At 34.1% G+C, this 18,027-nt stretch carries 20 protein-coding genes; 8 read left to right on the top strand and 12 right to left on the bottom strand.

From position 1 onward, the window contains the following. Positions 1 to 41: 41 nt before the first annotated feature. Positions 42 to 1,202 (bottom strand): sensor histidine kinase, encoded by a 1,161-nt coding sequence (locus tag FC091_RS03185; RefSeq protein ID WP_138432826.1) that lies wholly within the window; start codon positions 1,200 to 1,202, stop codon positions 42 to 44. 123 nt (positions 1,203 to 1,325) lie between these two features. Between FC091_RS03185 and FC091_RS03190 the strand changes: the two genes are divergently transcribed. The 3 genes from FC091_RS03190 (at position 1,326) to aat (ending at position 3,500) form a co-directional block, all read left to right on the top strand. Continuing rightward, positions 1,326 to 2,195: a flavin reductase family protein gene (locus tag FC091_RS03190; RefSeq protein WP_138432827.1), complete on the top strand. Its 870-nt coding sequence runs from the start codon at positions 1,326 to 1,328 to the stop codon at positions 2,193 to 2,195. A gap of 43 nt (positions 2,196 to 2,238) precedes the next feature. Continuing rightward, positions 2,239 to 2,616: a DUF3127 domain-containing protein gene (locus FC091_RS03195; protein ID WP_138432828.1), complete on the top strand. Its 378-nt coding sequence runs from the start codon at positions 2,239 to 2,241 to the stop codon at positions 2,614 to 2,616. A gap of 260 nt (positions 2,617 to 2,876) precedes the next feature. Next, the gene (gene aat, locus FC091_RS03200) at positions 2,877 to 3,500 is read left to right on the top strand and encodes a leucyl/phenylalanyl-tRNA--protein transferase (protein ID WP_138432829.1); all 624 of its coding nucleotides are present in this window, start codon (positions 2,877 to 2,879) and stop codon (positions 3,498 to 3,500) included. Here the strand turns inward: aat and FC091_RS03205 are convergent, their stop codons facing one another. Genes FC091_RS03205 through FC091_RS03215 form a run of 3 tightly spaced genes read right to left on the bottom strand, consistent with a single transcriptional unit; the run spans position 3,501 to position 5,316 of the window. Then, on the bottom strand, positions 3,501 to 4,184 hold the full coding sequence (locus FC091_RS03205) for a DUF2490 domain-containing protein (protein ID WP_138432830.1): 684 nt from the start codon (positions 4,182 to 4,184) through the stop codon (positions 3,501 to 3,503). It abuts the gene before it with no gap. Continuing rightward, a complete protein-coding gene (locus FC091_RS03210; protein WP_138432831.1) occupies positions 4,171 to 4,749 on the bottom strand; it encodes a hypothetical protein in 579 nt (192 codons plus the stop codon). The genes FC091_RS03205 and FC091_RS03210 overlap by 14 nt, the downstream gene beginning before the upstream one ends. A 3-nt stretch (positions 4,750 to 4,752) precedes the next feature. Then, the gene (locus FC091_RS03215; RefSeq protein ID WP_138432832.1) at positions 4,753 to 5,316 is read right to left on the bottom strand and encodes a DNA-3-methyladenine glycosylase I; all 564 of its coding nucleotides are present in this window, start codon (positions 5,314 to 5,316) and stop codon (positions 4,753 to 4,755) included. Positions 5,317 to 5,456: 140 nt separating this feature from the next. Between FC091_RS03215 and FC091_RS03220 the strand changes: the two genes are divergently transcribed. Beyond that, positions 5,457 to 6,074: a thioredoxin family protein gene (locus FC091_RS03220; protein WP_138432833.1), complete on the top strand. Its 618-nt coding sequence runs from the start codon at positions 5,457 to 5,459 to the stop codon at positions 6,072 to 6,074. 49 nt (positions 6,075 to 6,123) lie between these two features. On the opposite strand, the gene FC091_RS03225 is transcribed toward FC091_RS03220, so the two are convergent. From FC091_RS03225 to FC091_RS03250, 6 genes are all read right to left on the bottom strand, one after another. Continuing rightward, entirely contained in the window at positions 6,124 to 6,858 is a 735-nt protein-coding gene (locus tag FC091_RS03225) for a hypothetical protein (RefSeq protein WP_138432834.1), read from the bottom strand. A gap of 246 nt (positions 6,859 to 7,104) precedes the next feature. Beyond that, the gene (gene truB, locus FC091_RS03230) at positions 7,105 to 7,815 is read right to left on the bottom strand and encodes a tRNA pseudouridine(55) synthase TruB (RefSeq protein WP_138432835.1); all 711 of its coding nucleotides are present in this window, start codon (positions 7,813 to 7,815) and stop codon (positions 7,105 to 7,107) included. Beyond that, positions 7,812 to 8,606, bottom strand: coding sequence for an undecaprenyl-diphosphate phosphatase (locus FC091_RS03235; RefSeq protein WP_138432836.1), 795 nt, complete (start codon positions 8,604 to 8,606; stop codon positions 7,812 to 7,814). The genes truB and FC091_RS03235 overlap by 4 nt, the downstream gene beginning before the upstream one ends. A 52-nt stretch (positions 8,607 to 8,658) precedes the next feature. Beyond that, complete coding sequence (locus FC091_RS03240) at positions 8,659 to 8,922, bottom strand: DUF3098 domain-containing protein (RefSeq protein ID WP_138432837.1); 264 nt, start codon at positions 8,920 to 8,922, stop codon at positions 8,659 to 8,661. Positions 8,923 to 8,989: 67 nt separating this feature from the next. Then, positions 8,990 to 9,868 carry a cell division protein FtsX gene (locus FC091_RS03245; RefSeq protein WP_138432838.1) on the bottom strand — a complete coding sequence of 293 codons (879 nt, stop codon included), beginning with the start codon at positions 9,866 to 9,868 and terminating at the stop codon, positions 8,990 to 8,992. A 19-nt stretch (positions 9,869 to 9,887) separates the two neighbouring features. Beyond that, positions 9,888 to 10,583: a hypothetical protein gene (locus tag FC091_RS03250; protein ID WP_138432839.1), complete on the bottom strand. Its 696-nt coding sequence runs from the start codon at positions 10,581 to 10,583 to the stop codon at positions 9,888 to 9,890. Positions 10,584 to 10,750: 167 nt separating this feature from the next. Here FC091_RS03250 and FC091_RS03255 point away from each other — a divergent pair, with 167 nt between their 5' ends. The 4 genes from FC091_RS03255 (at position 10,751) to FC091_RS03270 (ending at position 16,786) form a co-directional block, all read left to right on the top strand. Continuing rightward, positions 10,751 to 13,876, top strand: coding sequence for a leucine--tRNA ligase (locus FC091_RS03255; RefSeq protein ID WP_138432840.1), 3,126 nt, complete (start codon positions 10,751 to 10,753; stop codon positions 13,874 to 13,876). Positions 13,877 to 14,011: 135 nt separating this feature from the next. Continuing rightward, on the top strand, positions 14,012 to 14,365 hold the full coding sequence (locus FC091_RS03260; RefSeq protein ID WP_138432841.1) for a hypothetical protein: 354 nt from the start codon (positions 14,012 to 14,014) through the stop codon (positions 14,363 to 14,365). A gap of 532 nt (positions 14,366 to 14,897) precedes the next feature. Then, positions 14,898 to 15,998: an alanine dehydrogenase gene (gene ald, locus FC091_RS03265; RefSeq protein WP_138432842.1), complete on the top strand. Its 1,101-nt coding sequence runs from the start codon at positions 14,898 to 14,900 to the stop codon at positions 15,996 to 15,998. Positions 15,999 to 16,090: 92 nt separating this feature from the next. Next, the gene (locus tag FC091_RS03270; RefSeq protein ID WP_138432843.1) at positions 16,091 to 16,786 is read left to right on the top strand and encodes a zinc metallopeptidase; all 696 of its coding nucleotides are present in this window, start codon (positions 16,091 to 16,093) and stop codon (positions 16,784 to 16,786) included. A gap of 61 nt (positions 16,787 to 16,847) precedes the next feature. Here FC091_RS03270 and FC091_RS03275 read toward each other — a convergent pair whose 3' ends face one another. Both FC091_RS03275 and FC091_RS03280 read right to left on the bottom strand, forming a co-directional pair. Beyond that, positions 16,848 to 17,447 (bottom strand): MCP four helix bundle domain-containing protein, encoded by a 600-nt coding sequence (locus tag FC091_RS03275; RefSeq protein ID WP_138432844.1) that lies wholly within the window; start codon positions 17,445 to 17,447, stop codon positions 16,848 to 16,850. Positions 17,448 to 17,548: 101 nt separating this feature from the next. Continuing rightward, positions 17,549 to 18,019, bottom strand: a complete 471-nt coding sequence (locus FC091_RS03280) for an Lrp/AsnC ligand binding domain-containing protein (RefSeq protein ID WP_138432845.1) — start codon at positions 18,017 to 18,019, stop codon at positions 17,549 to 17,551. Positions 18,020 to 18,027 lie beyond the last annotated feature (8 nt).

Raw genomic sequence — 18,027 nt, forward strand, 5'->3', positions numbered from 1 at the left:
AATTGTTTAACTAGAAGATGTTGTTCAACTTTTCTTTAAAATTAGATTGTTTTTAAGCTAATTTGAATAGTTGTACCCTTACCGATTTCAGATTCAGTAACTTTTATTTTTCCTTTATGATAATCTTCGATAATTCGTTTAGCTAACGACAAACCAAGTCCCCAACCACGTTTTTTTGTAGTGTATCCAGGTTCAAAAATTTTAGTAAATAGTTGCTTAGGAATGCCCTTGCCAGTGTCTGTGATATTTACAAATACTTGTTTTTCAACTTGAGAAATTCTTAGTTTTAAATCTCCTTTACCTTTCATGGCATCAATGGCATTTTTCACTAAGTTTTCAATAGTCCAACTGTATAATTGTGCATTAAGATGTACTAGAATTTCTGTATCAGGATGTTCAATTTCAAAATTAATAAGTTTTGAAGATCTAGATTTCAAGTACTCGTAAGATGATGTCGTAACTTCAACTAAATCTAATGCTTCCAAAGTAGGAGCAGAACCAATTTTGCTAAAACGATCTGTGATTGTTTGTAGACGATCTATGTCTTTTTCAATTTCAGTAATGTATTCAGGTTTTACATTTTCGGTTTTCAAAATTTCTGTCCAACCCACTAAAGAAGAAAGCGGAGTGCCAATTTGATGGGCTGTTTCTTTGGCCATACCTGTCCAAAGCTTGTTTTGTTCAGCGGTTTTAGTACTTCTGTAAAAGAAATAAACCACTGCAGCAAACAACAGTATAATCAATAACAAAGCCAATGGGTAATAGCCTATTTTTTTGAGTAATGGAGAATTACCATAATAAATAGTCTGATAAACCTCACCCTTAACTATAACTTCAATAGGTTCATTTTCGCTTGAAAATTTATCAATTAGATAATTAACGTATGCAGGATCTTTAAGTTTTTCTTCATCTAAATTAATAGAATTATAGCCGCCATTTTTATCAATAACCAGCATAGGTGTACTGGTTGTAGTTTCAGTAAGCACATGCGTGGTCACTGGATCAACATCTTCATCCAAGTTTTCATAAACGCTCCTCAATAAATTATTTTGAGCTACAGACCAAGTTTTGATTTTTACGCGTTCTTCGGCTTTAAATTTTTGAAAAAACGAATACGTATTCCAAAGAATTAGAGTTACAATAATAAATGAAGAGAAAATAATAATCCAACGGATAAGATTTCGGTTTGAGCTAAAGGTCATTAGTTATTACAATTTCTTTTTAAATATAATGTAAAACTGTTAATAATATTGTTTGGATACAGAGGCAAAACACTTTCATCGGCTCGGCAATATAATTATCTTTGTTGAAAATCAGCAAGCTACATGATTTCATTTAATCCCAAAGACCTATCAACAGGTAGATTACATGGTTATTTGCTAAGCGCAGTTGCGCCAAGGCCTATTGCCTTTGCGAGCACAGTAGACAAAGATGGTAATCCTAATTTGTCTCCTTTTAGTTTCTTTAATGTGTTTAGTGCAAATCCTCCGATCTTAATTTTTTCTCCTGCCAGGCGTGTAAGAAATAATACAACAAAGCATACATTAGAGAATGTTGAAGCGGTTAACGAAGTAGTGATTAATGTTGTAAATTATGATATTGTACACCAAATGTCCTTGAGTAGTACAGAATATCCTGAAGGTGTCAATGAGTTTGAAAAAGCAGGTTTAACGATGTTGGCTTCAGATGAAGTTAAGCCCTTTAGAGTCGCTGAATCTCCAATTCAAATGGAATGCAAAGTTAACGATATTGTAAAGTTAGGGACAGAAGGAGGAGCAGGAAATTTGGTGATTTGTGAGGTTGTAAAACTTCATATTTCAGAAGAGGTAATGAATGAGGATAACACCTTAAATCAAGAAGCTTTAGATCTAGTTGCTAGGGCAGGAGGTAGTTATTACAGTAGAGCTAAAAATGGGTTTTTTGAAATCCCGAAACCCCTACAGACTTTAGGAATCGGAGTGGATAATTTACCAGAGCACGTTAGAAACAGTATGATTTTAACTGGAAATAACTTAGGCATGTTAGCCAATGTTGATAAGTTACCAACAGAAGATGAGGTTAAGCAGTTTGTAAATGATATTAGTGAGCGTTATCCAGATATAAAAACGGCAACACATAGAGAAAAACATAAGCTGGCAAGAAATTATTTAAGCTACGGAGATGTAGAAAGTGCATGGAAGTTATTACTTTCGTAAATTCAATTAATATAGAAGGAAAATAAAATTAGATTAAACAAAAATGGAAGTACAAGGACGTATTAAGATGATTGGTGAGACTCAAACTTTTGGTAGTAATGGGTTTAGAAAAAGAGAGGTTGTAGTAACAACTGAAGAGCAATATCCACAACATCTTATGATAGAGTTTATTCAAGACAAAACAGATTTGTTAAATACCTATCAGGTAGGACAGCAGGTTAAAGTTAGTATTAACCTTAGAGGACGTGAGTGGGTAAACCCACAAGGGGAAACTAAATATTTTAACTCTATCCAAGGATGGAGAATAGAAGCTTTACAAGCTGATGCGCCTAGTGGTGATATGCCACCAGTACCACCAACAGAAGCTTTTGAACCTGTAAGTGATTTAAATGAAGATGATCATGATGACTTGCCTTTCTAATAAGAAAGAATTTCAATAAAATTGAAAAGACTTGTTTTATTTAAAACAAGTCTTTTTTATTTTTAATAAAAAAGTCCCAATGGTTAATTGGGACTTAGTATTGTGGTTTTAGGTTTTGACCTTCACAAACAAACTTAAAAAAAAGCAATGATGAACAAAAAATTTATTTAATAAAGATCAGGTCAAATATCAATAAAATTCTTATACTATCAAAACCAAGTCCTTTATTTAACAGTAAAAATCGCTTAAAAGCTTAAATAATGTACTTCTTAACCGATAAAATAGAGTTCCCTGACGTATCTGAAGCCTCTTTTGAAGGCTTGTTGGCTATTGGTGGTGACTTATCTTCAGAACGCTTAATACATGCGTATTCTAGCGGGATTTTCCCATGGTTTGAAGACGAAGAACCACTACTATGGTGGTCGCCAGACCCAAGATTTGTGTTGTTTCCTAAAGATTTGAAAATTTCAAAGAGTATGAAACAGGTTTTGAAAAAAGGTAAATTTAAAGTTACGGTTAATAAGGACTTTAAAACTGTTATTGAGGAATGCGCTTTAGCAAAGCGCGAAGGGCAAAATGGTACTTGGATTACGAAACAAATGATAAAGGCTTATGTTAAACTTCATCAATTAGGATACGCTAAGTCAGTTGAAGTATGGCAAAACAACAAATTAGTCGGTGGACTTTATGGTGTAGATTTGGGTAAAAACGTGTTTTGTGGGGAGAGTATGTTTGCCAAAGTCAGTAATGCAAGTAAAGCTGGATTTATAACCTTTGTACAAAATTCAAATTATCATTTAATAGATTGTCAGATACATACTAAGCATCTTCAAAGCTTAGGAGCTAAGCATATTCCGAGAGCCGAATTTTTAAAATACCTTTAATTAAATCTTAAGAATTGCAGAACTTAAAAAAAACAACTTTTGTTCGGTATTTAGATTAAAAGCTTCAAAACGATATTCTAGACCAAATTGAATTTTAAGGTGTTCTGAGACTAATAACCCTAAGTGCAAAGTAGTTCTGTGGTCTAGTTCAGGTTTTTCATTTTTACCAATGCTTAAGAGTCCTTCCATTGAGTTGATTATATAAGCCTCTCCTATATCTAATTTTTGACCATTAAGAGGAAAATCTAGAGTAAAACGATAACGCGATCTAATGATTGTTTTATCGGAAAATATACGTTGCTCTAATCTAGCACGATGACCAAAGCGTAAAGCTTCATTTTTTTTTGTGTAATTATACTGTTGAGTTAAACGAAGTTCATTACTGCCACCATCAATAGATTCTCTAATACGATACTGTATACCCAAACTAACAGAACGATTATGATCGATGCTTAACGTTGAAAAATGCACAAAATCAAGCTGTCTGTTTTCAAAATCAAAATTTTCTTCTTGATACAAATAATAACGCGATCGAACAGAAAAATTTAATTTGTAATAATCGTTTACATCTGTATTAAAAGAAAAATCTGTCTCACCTAAACCTTCAAAGTCAGACTGAGAAAATAACGTATTATGGACTGAGAAACATGCCAATAAAACTACAAGTATTTTAATATAAGACATGCTCGTAAGACGTTGGATTTATAATTCTGAAATTCACAAATTCGCCTGAAGCGTTGAACGTAAACTCTCTAATATCTCGTTTTTTATCTGTTTTAACTTCTGCAATGATTTCAAAATTTGGAGCTTCGGTTGTGGTGTTTTTCAATATGTTTTTAATAAAAATCACAGGGTCTAATTCTTTTTGATAGACATATTGTTTTTGTGCTTTTATGAATTTGTGTTTGGTAAAGTTAGACCTAAAATAGTCTTTAATTTTAGATTTTTTTTCTTCGTTTATAGTTTTGAATTTGGTAAGGACTTCTAAGTCTTCGATAACACCATCTTTAGTAAACTCAAGGCTACAGCGCTTTTTTTTGTATTTGAATTTTACCTCAAAACTCTGTTTTTCACCATCAGTTTCTTTGTAGAATTTTAAGCGCTTACAATCATCAGGTAAGCTTTTTATAACTTCAATAGCAACTTCTGGAAATTCTGATTTAGTGATACGCTCTTCCTTTTCATTTTTAGTTTGACTAAAAACGAATTGGCAAATAAATATTAAAGCGAGGAGTGTTTTTGTCTTCATTTTTTAAACTTCATTATATCTAAAACAAGTAACTTCATGGTCGTTAACCATACCAGTAGCTTGCATGTGTGCATAAATAACAGTAGTGCCAACAAATTTAAACCCTCTTTTTTTAAGGTCCTTACTTATTTTGTCACTAAGCGCTGTATTGACTGGTGCATCTTTATAATTTTTAACACTGTTCTTTATAGGTTTTCCATCTACAAAATTCCAAATATATTTTGAAAAACTCCCAAACTCATCTTGTATTTTCATAAAAGCTTGCGCATTAGTCACTGTAGCATTGACCTTCAACTTGTTTCTTATTATACCTTTATCCTGAAGAAGTGTTTCAATTTTAGCTTGCTTATAGTTTGCAATCTTTTTGTAGTCAAAATTATCAAAAGCTTTTCTGAAATTTTCGCGCTTGCGTAAAACAGTAATCCAACTCAGACCAGCCTGAAAAGTTTCGAGAATTAAAAACTCAAACAACGTATCATCATCATAAACAGGAACTCCCCATTCTTGATCATGGTAGGCTTCATAAAGCGGATCGCCAACACACCAGCCACATCTGTGCTTTGTCATTTTGTAAGGTTTAGAGTTTTATGCTACTAAGGTAACAAGTGTCACATAATTTATGTGCAATCAGCAGTATTTTTGTATACTGAAAATAAAAAAATAAAACAATAATAGCACTGAGTTATAAACCAATTAGTTTTACCACGATGGAAATTTTAGAAAACACAATGATTACAGATATCATCAAACAAAGTTTAAATAAATCAATAAGCTACCAAGATTACCGAACTTTAGTTGCCTCTCTTGTTGAACAACAATCAACAACAGGTAATGAAAAAACAGAAGCCTTAGTAAATTATACAAAAATGAATGACAGACGTATGAAGCGTTGGGATAAAACGATTAAGCTATCTGATGATGCTATTGAAAAAATTACTGCATATACTAAAAATGTAACTTGGTTAGTGCTAACCGAAAGTTGGTGTGGAGACGCAGCGCATATAATGCCTGTAATTAACAAGGTGGCTGAGCAAAATAAAAATATAAATTATAAAGTAGTGCTGAGAGATGAGAATGAAGATTTAATGAATCAGTTTTTAACCAATGGAGGTAAGGCTATACCGAAGTTAATTGCGATTGATAATGAAACATTAGAGGTTTTAGATACTTTTGGCCCAAGACCTTCAATAGCTACAGAAATGGTTAATGTTTACAAAGCGCAATATGGAAAGCTAACACCAGAATTTAAAGAAGATTTACAACGTTGGTACAATAAGGATAAAGGACAATCTACAATTGAAGACTTGGTTAAACTTTTAGATTAAATTATAGCTGACTGAGCGTAGTCGAATTGGTGACTGAGCGTAGTCGAAGTCAACTTTTCCCTCTAAACAAAAATGTAATTGTACCAATTTGCTTATTTTGAGAAGAAGTATCAAATTGAGTTTCTTTAGCATATTCTAAAGCACGATTTATTAAACATTGGTTGCTGGAATTTGAAGAACCATTAATAGTGGCATCGGTAACAATGCCTTTTCCATTTACCACAATATTTACCACGATTTTACCACCGCTTTCGCACAAGTATCGTGGAATATCATAATCTTGCATCGTTCTTCCTACTAGAGAATAAGTAAGTGTACTTTTGGTTTTAGCGTGTTCGTCTGCTATCTTTTTATTTTCTAAACGCTTGTTTAATTCTTCCTGAAGTTTTTTGTAAGATGCTGTTTCTTCAGAATTTAAAGCATATGCATTACTGTTGGCATATGATTTATTAATACTAGTTTCTTCTGAGATATCACTTGCCTTTGCATCTTCTAGAGCTTTGGTGGTACGTTCAAAATCATTTGCACTTATAGTTTTAAAGTTGCGCATTAGGTCTTTGTATTCCTGGTCTTCGTTAAAAGCTTTGTTGGTAGATTTACCGTCTAGCGCATCAATTAATTCTTGCTCTTCTTCAGTAATTTTGGGTTCTGGTAAAATTTCGTAATAGCTTTCCGTAATGAGTTTGCCTTTTTGTTTTAGTTGAATACTAAACATACTTAACACCACAATTCCTGTAAGTAGGAATGTAATTATTGCAGCTTTATGTTGTTCAATAAACTTCAAAGTTATAAGAGATTCGTGTGTTTAGATATACGAATATAACCATGAAAAAGTTTAAATCACATTAACTAAACGCTTATTAACTTGAATAATGTATAGGGTTTAAATCGTCACTTCGAGTGAAATTCTGAAAAGAATTTTGTATCGAGAAGTAAAGTTATAAAAGAAATTTTCTTGTTTTCGATACAAATTTCACTCACTTCAATCGTGAAATTCACTCTAACTGACGAAAATTTATGTCTTGTTAAATCATTGATCTAGTGGAAGCGTAGCTATATAATCTTCTGGACTTAGTGCATTTTCAACCTTAAAATCACCAATTCGGGTTCGTCTTAAAACCGACAAATGTGCTCCAGAGTTTAGGGCTTCTCCAAAGTCGTGCGCAAGCGATCGAATGTAAGTACCTTTGCTACAAACCACTTTAAAATTCAGCTCTAAGGTACTTTCAAGTGCATTTATATCTGTGATTTCGAACTCAGAGATTTCAATTTCTCTCGATTTAATTTCTACAGCTTCACCTGCTCTTGCAAATTCGTACAAGCGTTTACCATCTTTCTTTATAGCTGAAAATACTGGAGGAAATTGCTCTATTTTACCAATGAATTGTTTGGTTGTTTCGTGAATTAAGTCCTGCGAAATATGGTCTATCGGAAAAGTAGCATCAATTTCGGTTTCCAAATCATAAGATCGAGTTGTACTACCAATAACAAAAGTACCTGTATATTCTTTTTCCTGACCTTGAAAGGTGTTAATCTGTTTGGTCATTTTACCAGTGCAAATCACTAATAAACCTGTGGCTAGTGGGTCTAAAGTGCCAGCATGCCCAACCTTTATTTTCTTAATGGCATAGGCTTTTCTAATGGCCCAACGTAGCTTGTTAACCGCTTGAAATGAAGTCCAGGTTAGAGGTTTATCAATCAATAAAACCTGACCGTCTTTGTAATCTTCTAAAGTTTTCATGATGCGAATGACCAGATTATTGCAATAAGACCAACAATGATGCAGTAGATAGAAAAGTAAGTGAGTTTACTTTGTTTTACTAAAGCAATCATCCATTTACAAGCAAATAATCCTGCTACAAAAGCAGCTATAAAACCAATGCTTAGTGTTGTAAAGTTGGCACTGTCGTAAGTGATCTCTCCACCTAAAATATCTTTAGCAATTTTTCCAAAAATTAAAGGAACAACCATTAAAAATGAAAAACGTGCAGCCTTGGTTTTGTCATTACCCAATAATACCGAAGTAGAAATGGTAGCGCCAGAACGAGAGATACCAGGCAACATAGCAATAGCTTGAGAAATACCAATAACAAACGCATTACTAAACGTTACATTTTTGTTGGTGTCCTTAGCTCTATCTGCCATAAACAACAAAATTGCAGTAACAATTAGCATAATGCCAACAAGTAAGATGTTGCCGTTAAAAAGAGCCTCGAGCTGTTCTTCAAAAAACAAACCAACAATTACAGCAGGTATCATGGAGATTACAATTTTGCTTAGAAATTGTAAATCTTCGTTCCATTCAAATTTCAAGATACCTTTTATGATCTCTATAATATCTTTTCTAAAAATGACAATGGTACTTAGTGCTGTAGCAAAGTGAAGCACTACTGTAAATAATAAACTTTCTTTTGGTAAAGAATTATCGCCAAGAATAGCTTTTCCTAATTCTAAATGACCACTAGAGGATACAGGTAAAAACTCAGTTAAACCCTGTACAATTCCTAAGATAATAGCATCAATAACTTCCATACAACAAATGTATCAAAATTGATATGCTGATTGTTAAAATTAAAGTAGAATTTTATTTTTTAGAGTCCTTGTTAGGATTCAATAGAATGGCATACACCTGGAACCCAAAACCAATAAGCACTAAAGTTGGTGCTAAGCGAATACGTCTCCAGCTAAAAACATCAGGATTCCAAACATTAGGATCGTCACTTCCACCACCAGACATAAGGATAAACCCAACAACAATACATGCCAAACCTATGAGCATAAACTTATAGTTCTTTTTTCCGAAGATAAATTCTGCCTTAGATTGTTCTTTACGTTTTTGTTCGCCCATGCTTATTGGATTATAATTGCAAAGTAATAGTTTTATTTAAAACTTTTGCGTTAAGAGCATCTAAAATTTAATAATACAACTGATCCGTTTTTAAATTCAAGAAGCGTTGCGTAGCAATAAAAGTGCTAATCCAGGTGATGATTACACCCAACACAAAAATACCCACAAAAAGTCCAGTAATCATTACGGTATTTCTAAGTAATTCTAACTCTGGAAAATACTGGTCTAAATAATATAAAACAACTGCCATGCCTGCTAAAGCGACGATGGCACCAACGATACCAAGTTGAACGCTTTTCCAAACAAACGGTCTACGGATAAAACTTTTTGTCGCACCAACCATTTGCATAGTTTTAATAATAAATCGTTTAGAGTATACAGCTAAACGAATAGAACTGTTAATTAATAAAACAGCGATAAGTGTAAATAATCCACTAATGATAAGGACCCAGAAACTAATCTTTTTAACATTATCGTTCATTAGTTCTACAAGGTCATTATCATATCTTATGTCTTCGATAAACGATTTGGTTGAAAGACTTTCTGAGATTTCACTTAGCTTTTCAGTTGTGACAAAATCAGCTTTTAAGTACACGTCAATCGAATTTTTCAACGGATTATAACCCACAAAATCCATAAAATCTTCACCAGTTTCTGCTTTCATCATCTCGGCAGCTTCTTCTTTAGAGACATAGGTAGCTTCTTTAGAATACTCAGCCATGGCTAAACTTTTCTTTAACTGATTTACCTCAACCTCTTTTGCAGTATCATTCAAATAAATTGTCATCACAACTTGCTCCTTAAAATGATCAGCTACTTTTTTAGAATTAATAACCAAAAGACCAAGACAGCCTAAAAGAAACAAAACCAACGCAATACTAATCACTACAGAGATGTATGATGATATTAATTTTCGTTTTTGATACTTGTCAAAAGATGATGCCATAGTAAAAAAAGATTAATTATTAATTAGCAAATCCAGCTATTAGTCTGATTAAAGCAATAATTACGATAATAACAGTAATAATTACATATTTATTTGAAGAAGATTGAGATTTTTTCAGAAAAGAATTGTATTTGAGTTGTTGCGTCTCATTCATTTTTATACTTCTCATTCGGTCTAAGATGCCATTAAACATAGAAAACTCAATCTCACTAGATGCTTTATATCTTTTCAATTCATCACAAACTGCAAGACAATTGTCTACAATTTCATTTTTTTTCTCTTGAATTTTTGGATGGTCTTTTTCAAAAATGGCTTTATTCACATAAGTGAGCACATTGTTTACTAAAGCGCCACTAACTTTTAGAATAACTTCTAAATCTTTGTTACCATCAATTTTCTTCGCTAACTCTTGAGACAGTACATTTGTAGCTTCTAATCTTGGAAGTAAAAATTCAACAATGTTTTCGGTAGTTTCAGCATTGCAAAACCAAGTTGAGTTTATTAGTTTAACAACTTTAGCTTCCTTTTTGGTACCTAAATGTGTATTGTAAATTTCTAAAAACGCCTCCTGATATTTTGGACTTAGCCAATCTATAAATTCACTACTAAAGTTGTTTTTAGTAGGAAACTTTGTAAAAGTATTAAGGTCTTTTTCCGTTATAAGTTTATTTAAGGTCTCGTGTTCTTGAAGAGTTGACTCAAAGTTTTTGCTCATCTATTTTCTATAAGTTTAAGTTGTACAAATTTAGTGAAATAAATATCCTATCGGTTGCGTTGATAGTCAATTTTTAATACCTATCTCTTCATAGATTTTTATGTTTCAGACTTTAATTCTCAGTCAATAAGTTTAAATTTGCACCTTATTTCAAGGAAAACAGGAAGATGAAATACAACTTCAACGACATAGAGAAAAAGTGGCAAGACTACTGGGCAAAAAACGAAACCTTTAAAGCGTCTAATAACAGCGACAAACCAAAATACTACGTGTTAGATATGTTCCCTTACCCAAGTGGAGCTGGTTTGCACGTTGGGCATCCGCTCGGCTACATCGCTAGTGATATTTATGCGCGTTACAAGCGTCATAAAGGATTTAATGTTTTGCATCCACAAGGCTACGATTCGTTTGGTTTACCTGCGGAACAGTATGCGATACAAACAGGTCAGCATCCTGTGGTAACAACAGAGGCGAATATTAAAACCTATCGTCGTCAGTTAGACCAAATTGGATTCTCATTCGATTGGAGTAGAGAAGTACGCACAAGTAATCCTGAATATTACAAATGGACACAATGGATTTTCATTCAGTTGTTTGAATCATGGTACAACTACGATAGCAACAAAGCAGAAAATATTGATACCTTAATCAAAATGTTTGAAGCAGAAGGAAATACCAACGTGAATGCAGCTTGCGATGATGACATTAATCCGTTTACTGCTGAAGAATGGAGCGCTTTTTCAGAGACTGAAAAACAAAATATTCTTTTAAAATACAGATTGACCTATTTAGCAGAAACCGAAGTGAACTGGTGTCCTGCTTTAGGAACCGTTTTAGCCAATGACGAAATTGTAAATGGCGTTTCAGAACGTGGTGGTCATCCTGTAATCCGTAAAAAAATGACTCAATGGAGTATGCGTATTTCGGCTTATGCAGAACGTTTGCTTCAAGGTTTAGATACCATTGATTGGACAGATGCACTTAAAGACATCCAAAAAAACTGGATAGGTAAATCGGTTGGTGCTTCAGTAACTTTCAATGTGATTCCAAATGATGCTGTCACTTCGAGCGCAGTCGAGAAGTCTCAAATCGAAGTCTTCACCACAAGACCAGACACCATTTTCGGTGTGTCGTTTATGACCTTAGCACCAGAGCACGAGCTTGTGACACAAATTACAACAGACGAACAAAAAGCTGAGGTTGAAGCCTACATAGAAGCCACTGCAAAACGTAGTGAGCGCGACCGTATGGCAGATGTAAAAACCATTTCAGGGGTGTTTACAGGTGCGTATGCTGAGCATCCATTTACCAAAGAACCAATTCCGATTTGGATAGGCGATTACGTATTAGCAAGCTACGGCACAGGAGCCGTTATGGCAGTACCTTGTGGAGACCAACGCGATTACGATTTTGCCAAGCACTTTAATATTCCGATTCCAAATATTTTTGAAGGAGTTGATATTTCTGAGGAAGCCTTTGCGTCTAAGGATAACGTTAAGATTACCAATAGCGATTTCCTTAACGGAATGAACTACAAGAAAGCGACTAAGCGCGCTATTTTCGAATTAGAACAAATCGGTCAAGGCGAAGGAAAAACCAATTACCGTTTGCGCGATGCTGTGTTTTCTCGTCAGCGTTATTGGGGCGAACCATTCCCAGTATATTATAAGGATGGTATGCCACAAATGATAGACGAAAAACATTTACCATTAACCTTGCCAGAAGTTGAAAAATACTTACCAACAGAAGAAGGTGAACCACCATTAGGACGTGCAGACGTTTGGGCTTGGGACACTAATACAAACTCGGTTGTGTCAAATGATCTGGTGGCTGAGGCACTCGAAGCCACAAAATCAGACACTTCGAGAACCTCAGTGTCCGATGACGGCATTTACCCACTAGAACTCAACACTATGCCAGGTTGGGCAGGAAGCTCTTGGTACTTCTTCCGTTATATGGAAGAGCAAGCCAACAGAGATGAAGCTTTCGCTACTGAAGATGCACTAAAATATTGGGAAAATGTAGATTTATATATTGGTGGTAGCGAGCACGCTACAGGACACTTACTGTACTCTCGTTTTTGGGTAAAGTTTTTATACGATAGAGGTTTTGTTGGAGTGGATGAACCATTTAAAAAGCTCATTAACCAAGGGATGATACTTGGCACTAGTGCTTACGCATACAAGATTCATTGTTTTATAGCAGCGAAAAATGAAGAAGACACCTCTGAAAAAAGATGGTCTACAGAGGGAGAAGGCTTTATTTCAATAGACTTTTTAGAAAAAGTACTTGATGTAGATAAATTTGTGTATAATGGAAATGAATTTTTTAGTCACGGATTTGTTGATAATCTCGAAAAAAGACTCTCTTATCTAATGGAAGTTTTGGATATGCCAGAAAATATTCAAGAAATGATAATCAAAAAAGAGGAAACTTTAATAATGACTGCTGTTTCAGTTCCTGTTATCGTTGACTATGTTAATTCTAGTGATGAGCTTGATGTTCAGGCCTTTAAAAACTGGAGGCCTGAATCTAAAAATATGAAGTTCTATACACTACCTAATAAAAACTTTAAACTGGTCAGAACAGTCGAAAAAATGTCCAAATCCAAATACAATGTCGTTAATCCAGATGATATTGTAGAAGATTATGGCGCAGACAGCTTACGTTTGTACGAAATGTTTCTTGGGCCATTAGAACAATACAAACCTTGGAATACAGCAGGTATCACAGGAGTACACGGTTTCCTTAAAAAACTTTGGAAGTTATTTCATACGGGAGAAAATGGTGCGTTCTATGTGGACTCTTCCCCTTTGGGGAAGTCGGAAGGGGCTGAGGCTTTAAAAACACTTCATAAAACCATTAAAAAGGTAGAGGAAGACATCGAGAATTTCTCGTTCAATACGTCGGTTTCTACGTTTATGATTGCGGTAAATGAGTTAACAGCGCAAAAGTGTACAAGTAAAGAAATCTTAGAGCCATTATTAGTGTTAGTGTCGCCTTATGCACCACACATTGCTGAAGAGTTATGGGAACAATTAGGGCATACAGAATCTATTTCAACAGCACCTTTCCCAAAATTTGAGGAAAAACATTTGGTAGAGCGTTCTAAAAATTATCCGATTTCGTTTAATGGCAAAATGCGTTTCACGCTAGAATTACCATTAGATATGAGCAAGGATGAGATTGAAAAAACAGTCTTAGCACACGAAAAAACACAAGAACAATTACAAGGCCGCATACCTAAAAAGGTGATTGTAGTGCCAGGTAAGATTGTGAATATTGTAGGGTAACTAATTCCTGCGTGTCACACTGAGCTTGTCGAAGTGAAAGCAGGAATCTCAATATTAATTGTCAGTTCAAGTGTTCCAACCGGTAGTGTCGGAATGTATCGAGAACGCAATAGCTAATAATTAAAATAAAAGATTATGCAACTAAAAAGAATTGGTAAAATTAGTGTATTCTTTTTGGTTGCTGTAGTCTTAGCACTTATTCTTATAAGAATTCTGGAGGAGCCTTTTGATACGCAAAAGTGGCAATCAGAACCATTAAAACGCTACGAAATGGTAGATGATATCATAGAATCTCAAATTTTATCAGGCAAACCAAAGTCTGAAATTATTGAAATTTTAGGTCAACCAGATTCAAAACTAAATACATCAAAAGACGCTTTTATTTATAACATCGGAAATCCGCCAAGTTTTTTTTCATCTCAAAAAGAGTATTTACTTATTGTTTTTAAAAATGAACGTGTTGAAGATGTTTCTTTAGCTGTTGATTAAGTTTCGTCATCTAGCATCTCGATACTTTTCTTCGTGCCTCAGAAACACTCGATGTGACGCTATGTTGTTTTTAGTTCACGTCAGTTCGAGTGAAATCGCCATAAGCGATTTTATATCGAGAACTATTTTTTGGCATATTTTTAAAAGCATCTCGATACAATTTTTCGTGCCTCAAAATCACTCGATGTGACGTTCTGTTGTTTTTCACTTTGTCAGTTAGAGTGAAATCACCAAAAAGCGATTTTGCACTTCGACAAGCTCTGCAGAACTATCGGGAACTATCAGAGGATATACTTTTTCTTTGTGCTTCGAAAATGCTCTATGTGACATTGTAGTTTCCTCTTCATCGAAAAAATAATAATTTCGTCTATTGAGTTATTGTTCTGAAAAACAGCGTTTTATTTCAAATAATTTAAAATTCATTCTTCAAAATAATAATTCCGTAAAAATGACGCTCAAACCATCCTATTATTTGGATAGCTAGATTTTTTGAGTGTATTTCATAGTGCTATTAACCACAATACAACAGCAAATGAAAATCGGAGTCCCAAGAGAAATCAAGAACAACGAAAACCGTGTTGGTATGACACCAGCAGGAGTTTATGAACTTATTAAGAATGACCACACTGTTTATGTCCAAAAAAATGCTGGATTAGGCAGTGGTTTTTTTGATGAAGATTACAAAGAAGTTGGCGCTACCATTCTGGATACGATAGATGAAGTTTACGCTTCTGGCGAAATGATTGTAAAAGTAAAAGAGCCTATTACCGTTGAATATGATTTAATTAAACCACATCATGTGGTATTTACCTATTTCCATTTTGCGTCTAGCGAACCCTTAACTAAAGCGATGTTAAAAAGCAAAGCAGTTTGTATTGCCTATGAAACTGTTGAAGACGAAGATGGGTCATTGCCATTATTAACACCAATGTCTGAGGTGGCAGGTCGTATGGCGATTCAACAAGGAGCAAAATATCTTGAAAAACCAATTAAAGGACGAGGTGTCTTACTAGGCGGAGTGCCTGGAGTACCACCTGGAAAAGTATTAGTTTTAGGTGCTGGTACTGTTGGTATACAAGCCGCTAAAATGGCGGCTGGTTTGGGTGCTCATGTTACGATTATGGATATTAACATGAAGCAATTACGTTATGTTAATGATGTAATGCCAAACCATGTAGTTACGGAATTTTCTAGCGAATTCAATATTAGAAAACGTATTAAAGATCACGATTTAATAGTTGGTGGTGTATTATTAAAAGGGGCAAAGGCGCCAAACTTAATCACCAGAGATATGCTTAAAAACATGCGACCAGGAACTGTTATAGTAGATGTTGCAGTAGATCAAGGAGGTTGTGTGGAGACCTCAAAACCAACTACTCACGAAGACCCAACTTACATTGTAGATGATGTGGTACACTATTGTGTGGCAAATATGCCGGGAGCTGTGCCATATACATCGACATTAGCGTTAACAAATGTCACTTTACCTTATGTGATTAGATTGGCCAATCAAGGTTGGGAAGTAGCTTGTGCTAAAGACCAATCGCTGAAAAAAGGAATAAATATAGCTAACGGTAAAATTATTTATGAAGAGATTGCAGAAGCTTTCAATTGGTCGGTAGATGCTATGTGAAATTTCAATAACTGACATTTTTTCTTAACGTTAATTTGGCGCATTTTTTGCTATTCATTTAGTACATTTACATTAATTAAAAAAAGAAAATTATGTTAGGATATTATATATTAATAGGTGCAATTGCTCTTGTTAGTTGGGCTGTTAGCAGTCAGTTAAAGCGTAAATTTGCTAAATACTCTAAAATTCAATTACGTAACGGAATGAGTGGTAGAGAAATTGCTGAAAAGATGTTAGCAGATAACGGCATTTATGATGTTGAAGTTATTTCTACACCAGGACAATTAACAGATCACTATAATCCAAAAAACAAGACCGTAAATTTAAGTGAAGCGGTTTATAACCAGCGTAATGCTGCTGCTGCTGCTGTTGCCGCTCATGAGGTTGGTCATGCAGTACAACATGCACAAGCGTATAGTTATTTGCAAATGCGTTCTCAATTAGTGCCAATTGTTAGTGTAACCTCTGGTATGTCGCAATGGGTTGTCTTGGGCGGATTAGTTCTCGGTGCTGCAGCAGGTGTTGGTCTTGGGTATTACATTGCTATAGCAGGTTTGGCCATGATGGGTTTTGCAACGTTGTTTAGCTTTATAACATTACCTGTAGAATACGATGCGAGTAATAGAGCATTAGCTTGGTTAAAAGCAAAAAACATGGTGACTCCAGAAGAATATAAAGGTTCTGAAGATGCTCTTAAATGGGCTGCTAGAACATATTTAGTAGCTGCTATAGGTGCTTTAGCTTCGTTGTTATATTGGGCATTGCAAGTTTTTGGCGGAAGAGATTAAAAAAATCATAATAAAAAAAGCCCTTAGAAATCAGGGCTTTTTTGTTTTTATATAGTGTATATTATTCTTTTACTTTAGGATTATAAATAACAATGATTTGTATAACAATAGCAAGAAACACCAAAAAATAAATTTCTATCTGTGTAAAGAGTTCAACTGTATCTATGGCTTTTTTACTTATTGACATTTGTCTACCACCTTCTCTAATCTGAATTTTTGACAACTCATCTAGATTATCTTTTATACTTGAAATTAGTATCAGCGATGCTGATGTTTTTTCTGGATCAAAGCTTAATTTTTTAGTTTCAAGCTTAGATAATGACTTAAAATTCAATTTTAAATCTTCAAATATTACACTTTCTTCTTTTGTGAGTTTGGTTTGTTCAAAGCGTGATATTAAATTATTTAATTGTGTATTGACCTTAGAATTTTTTTCAATAAAAAAAAGAGAGTCTCTGGATATTAGAGCAATTTCCTTTTTGTTAACCGATTTAGACATTTCAAAAATTAATTCCTTAGCAATTAATCGATCTTCATAAATAGTTACCACAGAATCTCTTACTCTTACAAAGTTATTTCTATCTATTAGATTAGTTGAGGCAATTAAAACAAAGACTAAAAGAATACCCAGAATCCATTTTATCTTATTGAAGAATGACATAAATACAGTAATTTAATATTGATATTATTTTAAAAATAAAAAATAGAACGGCATCGTTTAAAACAATTAGCGTCTATTTAACAGTTTGTATAAAAAAAGCCTCAAATTTTGATTTGTCTACTGATTTGCTGTTGTAGTGAAATAAAAGTTTCGGTTCTAGAGACTCCTTTAATTCCTTGTATTTGAGTGTTAAGTAAATGCATTAAATGCTCATTATCTTTGGATAGAATTTTAATGAAAATACTCCAATCTCCTGTTGTGTAATGACACTCTATAACTTCTGGTACGCGCTGGAGTTGTTTTACGGCCTCTGGATTACTTACAGCTTTATCTAAGTACACACCAACAAAAGCCATAGTTGTATAACCCAAAACTTTTGGATTGATAATAAATTTAGAACCAGCCAAAAGTCCAGATTTTTCAAGTTTTTTGAGTCGTTGATGTATGGCAGCTCCAGAGATACCAACATTTCTGGCAATTTCTAAGATCGGAGTTCTGGCATCTTCCATTAAAGCTCTTAGAATCTTCTTGTCAATACCGTCTATGTATATGCCTTTGTCATTAACTTTCATGATCTCTA

It is taken from the genome of Winogradskyella algicola (assembly GCF_005869935.1).
GTDB lineage: Bacteria > Bacteroidota > Bacteroidia > Flavobacteriales > Flavobacteriaceae > Winogradskyella > Winogradskyella algicola.

What these genes read in the sequence shown, in the direction of transcription:
- aat (WP_138432829.1), top strand. Translation starts at nt 2,877, where the DNA reads ATGTACTTCTTAACCGATAAAATAGAGTTCCCTGACGTATCTGAAGCC.
- FC091_RS03240 (WP_138432837.1), bottom strand. Translation starts at nt 8,922, where the DNA reads ATGGGCGAACAAAAACGTAAAGAACAATCTAAGGCAGAATTTATCTTC.
- FC091_RS03195 (WP_138432828.1), top strand. Translation starts at nt 2,239, where the DNA reads ATGGAAGTACAAGGACGTATTAAGATGATTGGTGAGACTCAAACTTTT.
- FC091_RS03220 (WP_138432833.1), top strand. Translation starts at nt 5,457, where the DNA reads ATGGAAATTTTAGAAAACACAATGATTACAGATATCATCAAACAAAGT.
- FC091_RS03205 (WP_138432830.1), bottom strand. Translation starts at nt 4,184, where the DNA reads ATGTCTTATATTAAAATACTTGTAGTTTTATTGGCATGTTTCTCAGTC.
- FC091_RS03260 (WP_138432841.1), top strand. Translation starts at nt 14,012, where the DNA reads ATGCAACTAAAAAGAATTGGTAAAATTAGTGTATTCTTTTTGGTTGCT.
- FC091_RS03250 (WP_138432839.1), bottom strand. Translation starts at nt 10,583, where the DNA reads ATGAGCAAAAACTTTGAGTCAACTCTTCAAGAACACGAGACCTTAAAT.
- FC091_RS03235 (WP_138432836.1), bottom strand. Translation starts at nt 8,606, where the DNA reads ATGGAAGTTATTGATGCTATTATCTTAGGAATTGTACAGGGTTTAACT.
- FC091_RS03280 (WP_138432845.1), bottom strand. Translation starts at nt 18,019, where the DNA reads ATGAAAGTTAATGACAAAGGCATATACATAGACGGTATTGACAAGAAG.
- FC091_RS03255 (WP_138432840.1), top strand. Translation starts at nt 10,751, where the DNA reads ATGAAATACAACTTCAACGACATAGAGAAAAAGTGGCAAGACTACTGG.
- ald (WP_138432842.1), top strand. Translation starts at nt 14,898, where the DNA reads ATGAAAATCGGAGTCCCAAGAGAAATCAAGAACAACGAAAACCGTGTT.
- FC091_RS03270 (WP_138432843.1), top strand. Translation starts at nt 16,091, where the DNA reads ATGTTAGGATATTATATATTAATAGGTGCAATTGCTCTTGTTAGTTGG.
- FC091_RS03245 (WP_138432838.1), bottom strand. Translation starts at nt 9,868, where the DNA reads ATGGCATCATCTTTTGACAAGTATCAAAAACGAAAATTAATATCATCA.
- FC091_RS03210 (WP_138432831.1), bottom strand. Translation starts at nt 4,749, where the DNA reads ATGAAGACAAAAACACTCCTCGCTTTAATATTTATTTGCCAATTCGTT.
- FC091_RS03185 (WP_138432826.1), bottom strand. Translation starts at nt 1,202, where the DNA reads ATGACCTTTAGCTCAAACCGAAATCTTATCCGTTGGATTATTATTTTC.
- truB (WP_138432835.1), bottom strand. Translation starts at nt 7,815, where the DNA reads ATGAAAACTTTAGAAGATTACAAAGACGGTCAGGTTTTATTGATTGAT.
- FC091_RS03190 (WP_138432827.1), top strand. Translation starts at nt 1,326, where the DNA reads ATGATTTCATTTAATCCCAAAGACCTATCAACAGGTAGATTACATGGT.
- FC091_RS03215 (WP_138432832.1), bottom strand. Translation starts at nt 5,316, where the DNA reads ATGACAAAGCACAGATGTGGCTGGTGTGTTGGCGATCCGCTTTATGAA.
- FC091_RS03275 (WP_138432844.1), bottom strand. Translation starts at nt 17,447, where the DNA reads ATGTCATTCTTCAATAAGATAAAATGGATTCTGGGTATTCTTTTAGTC.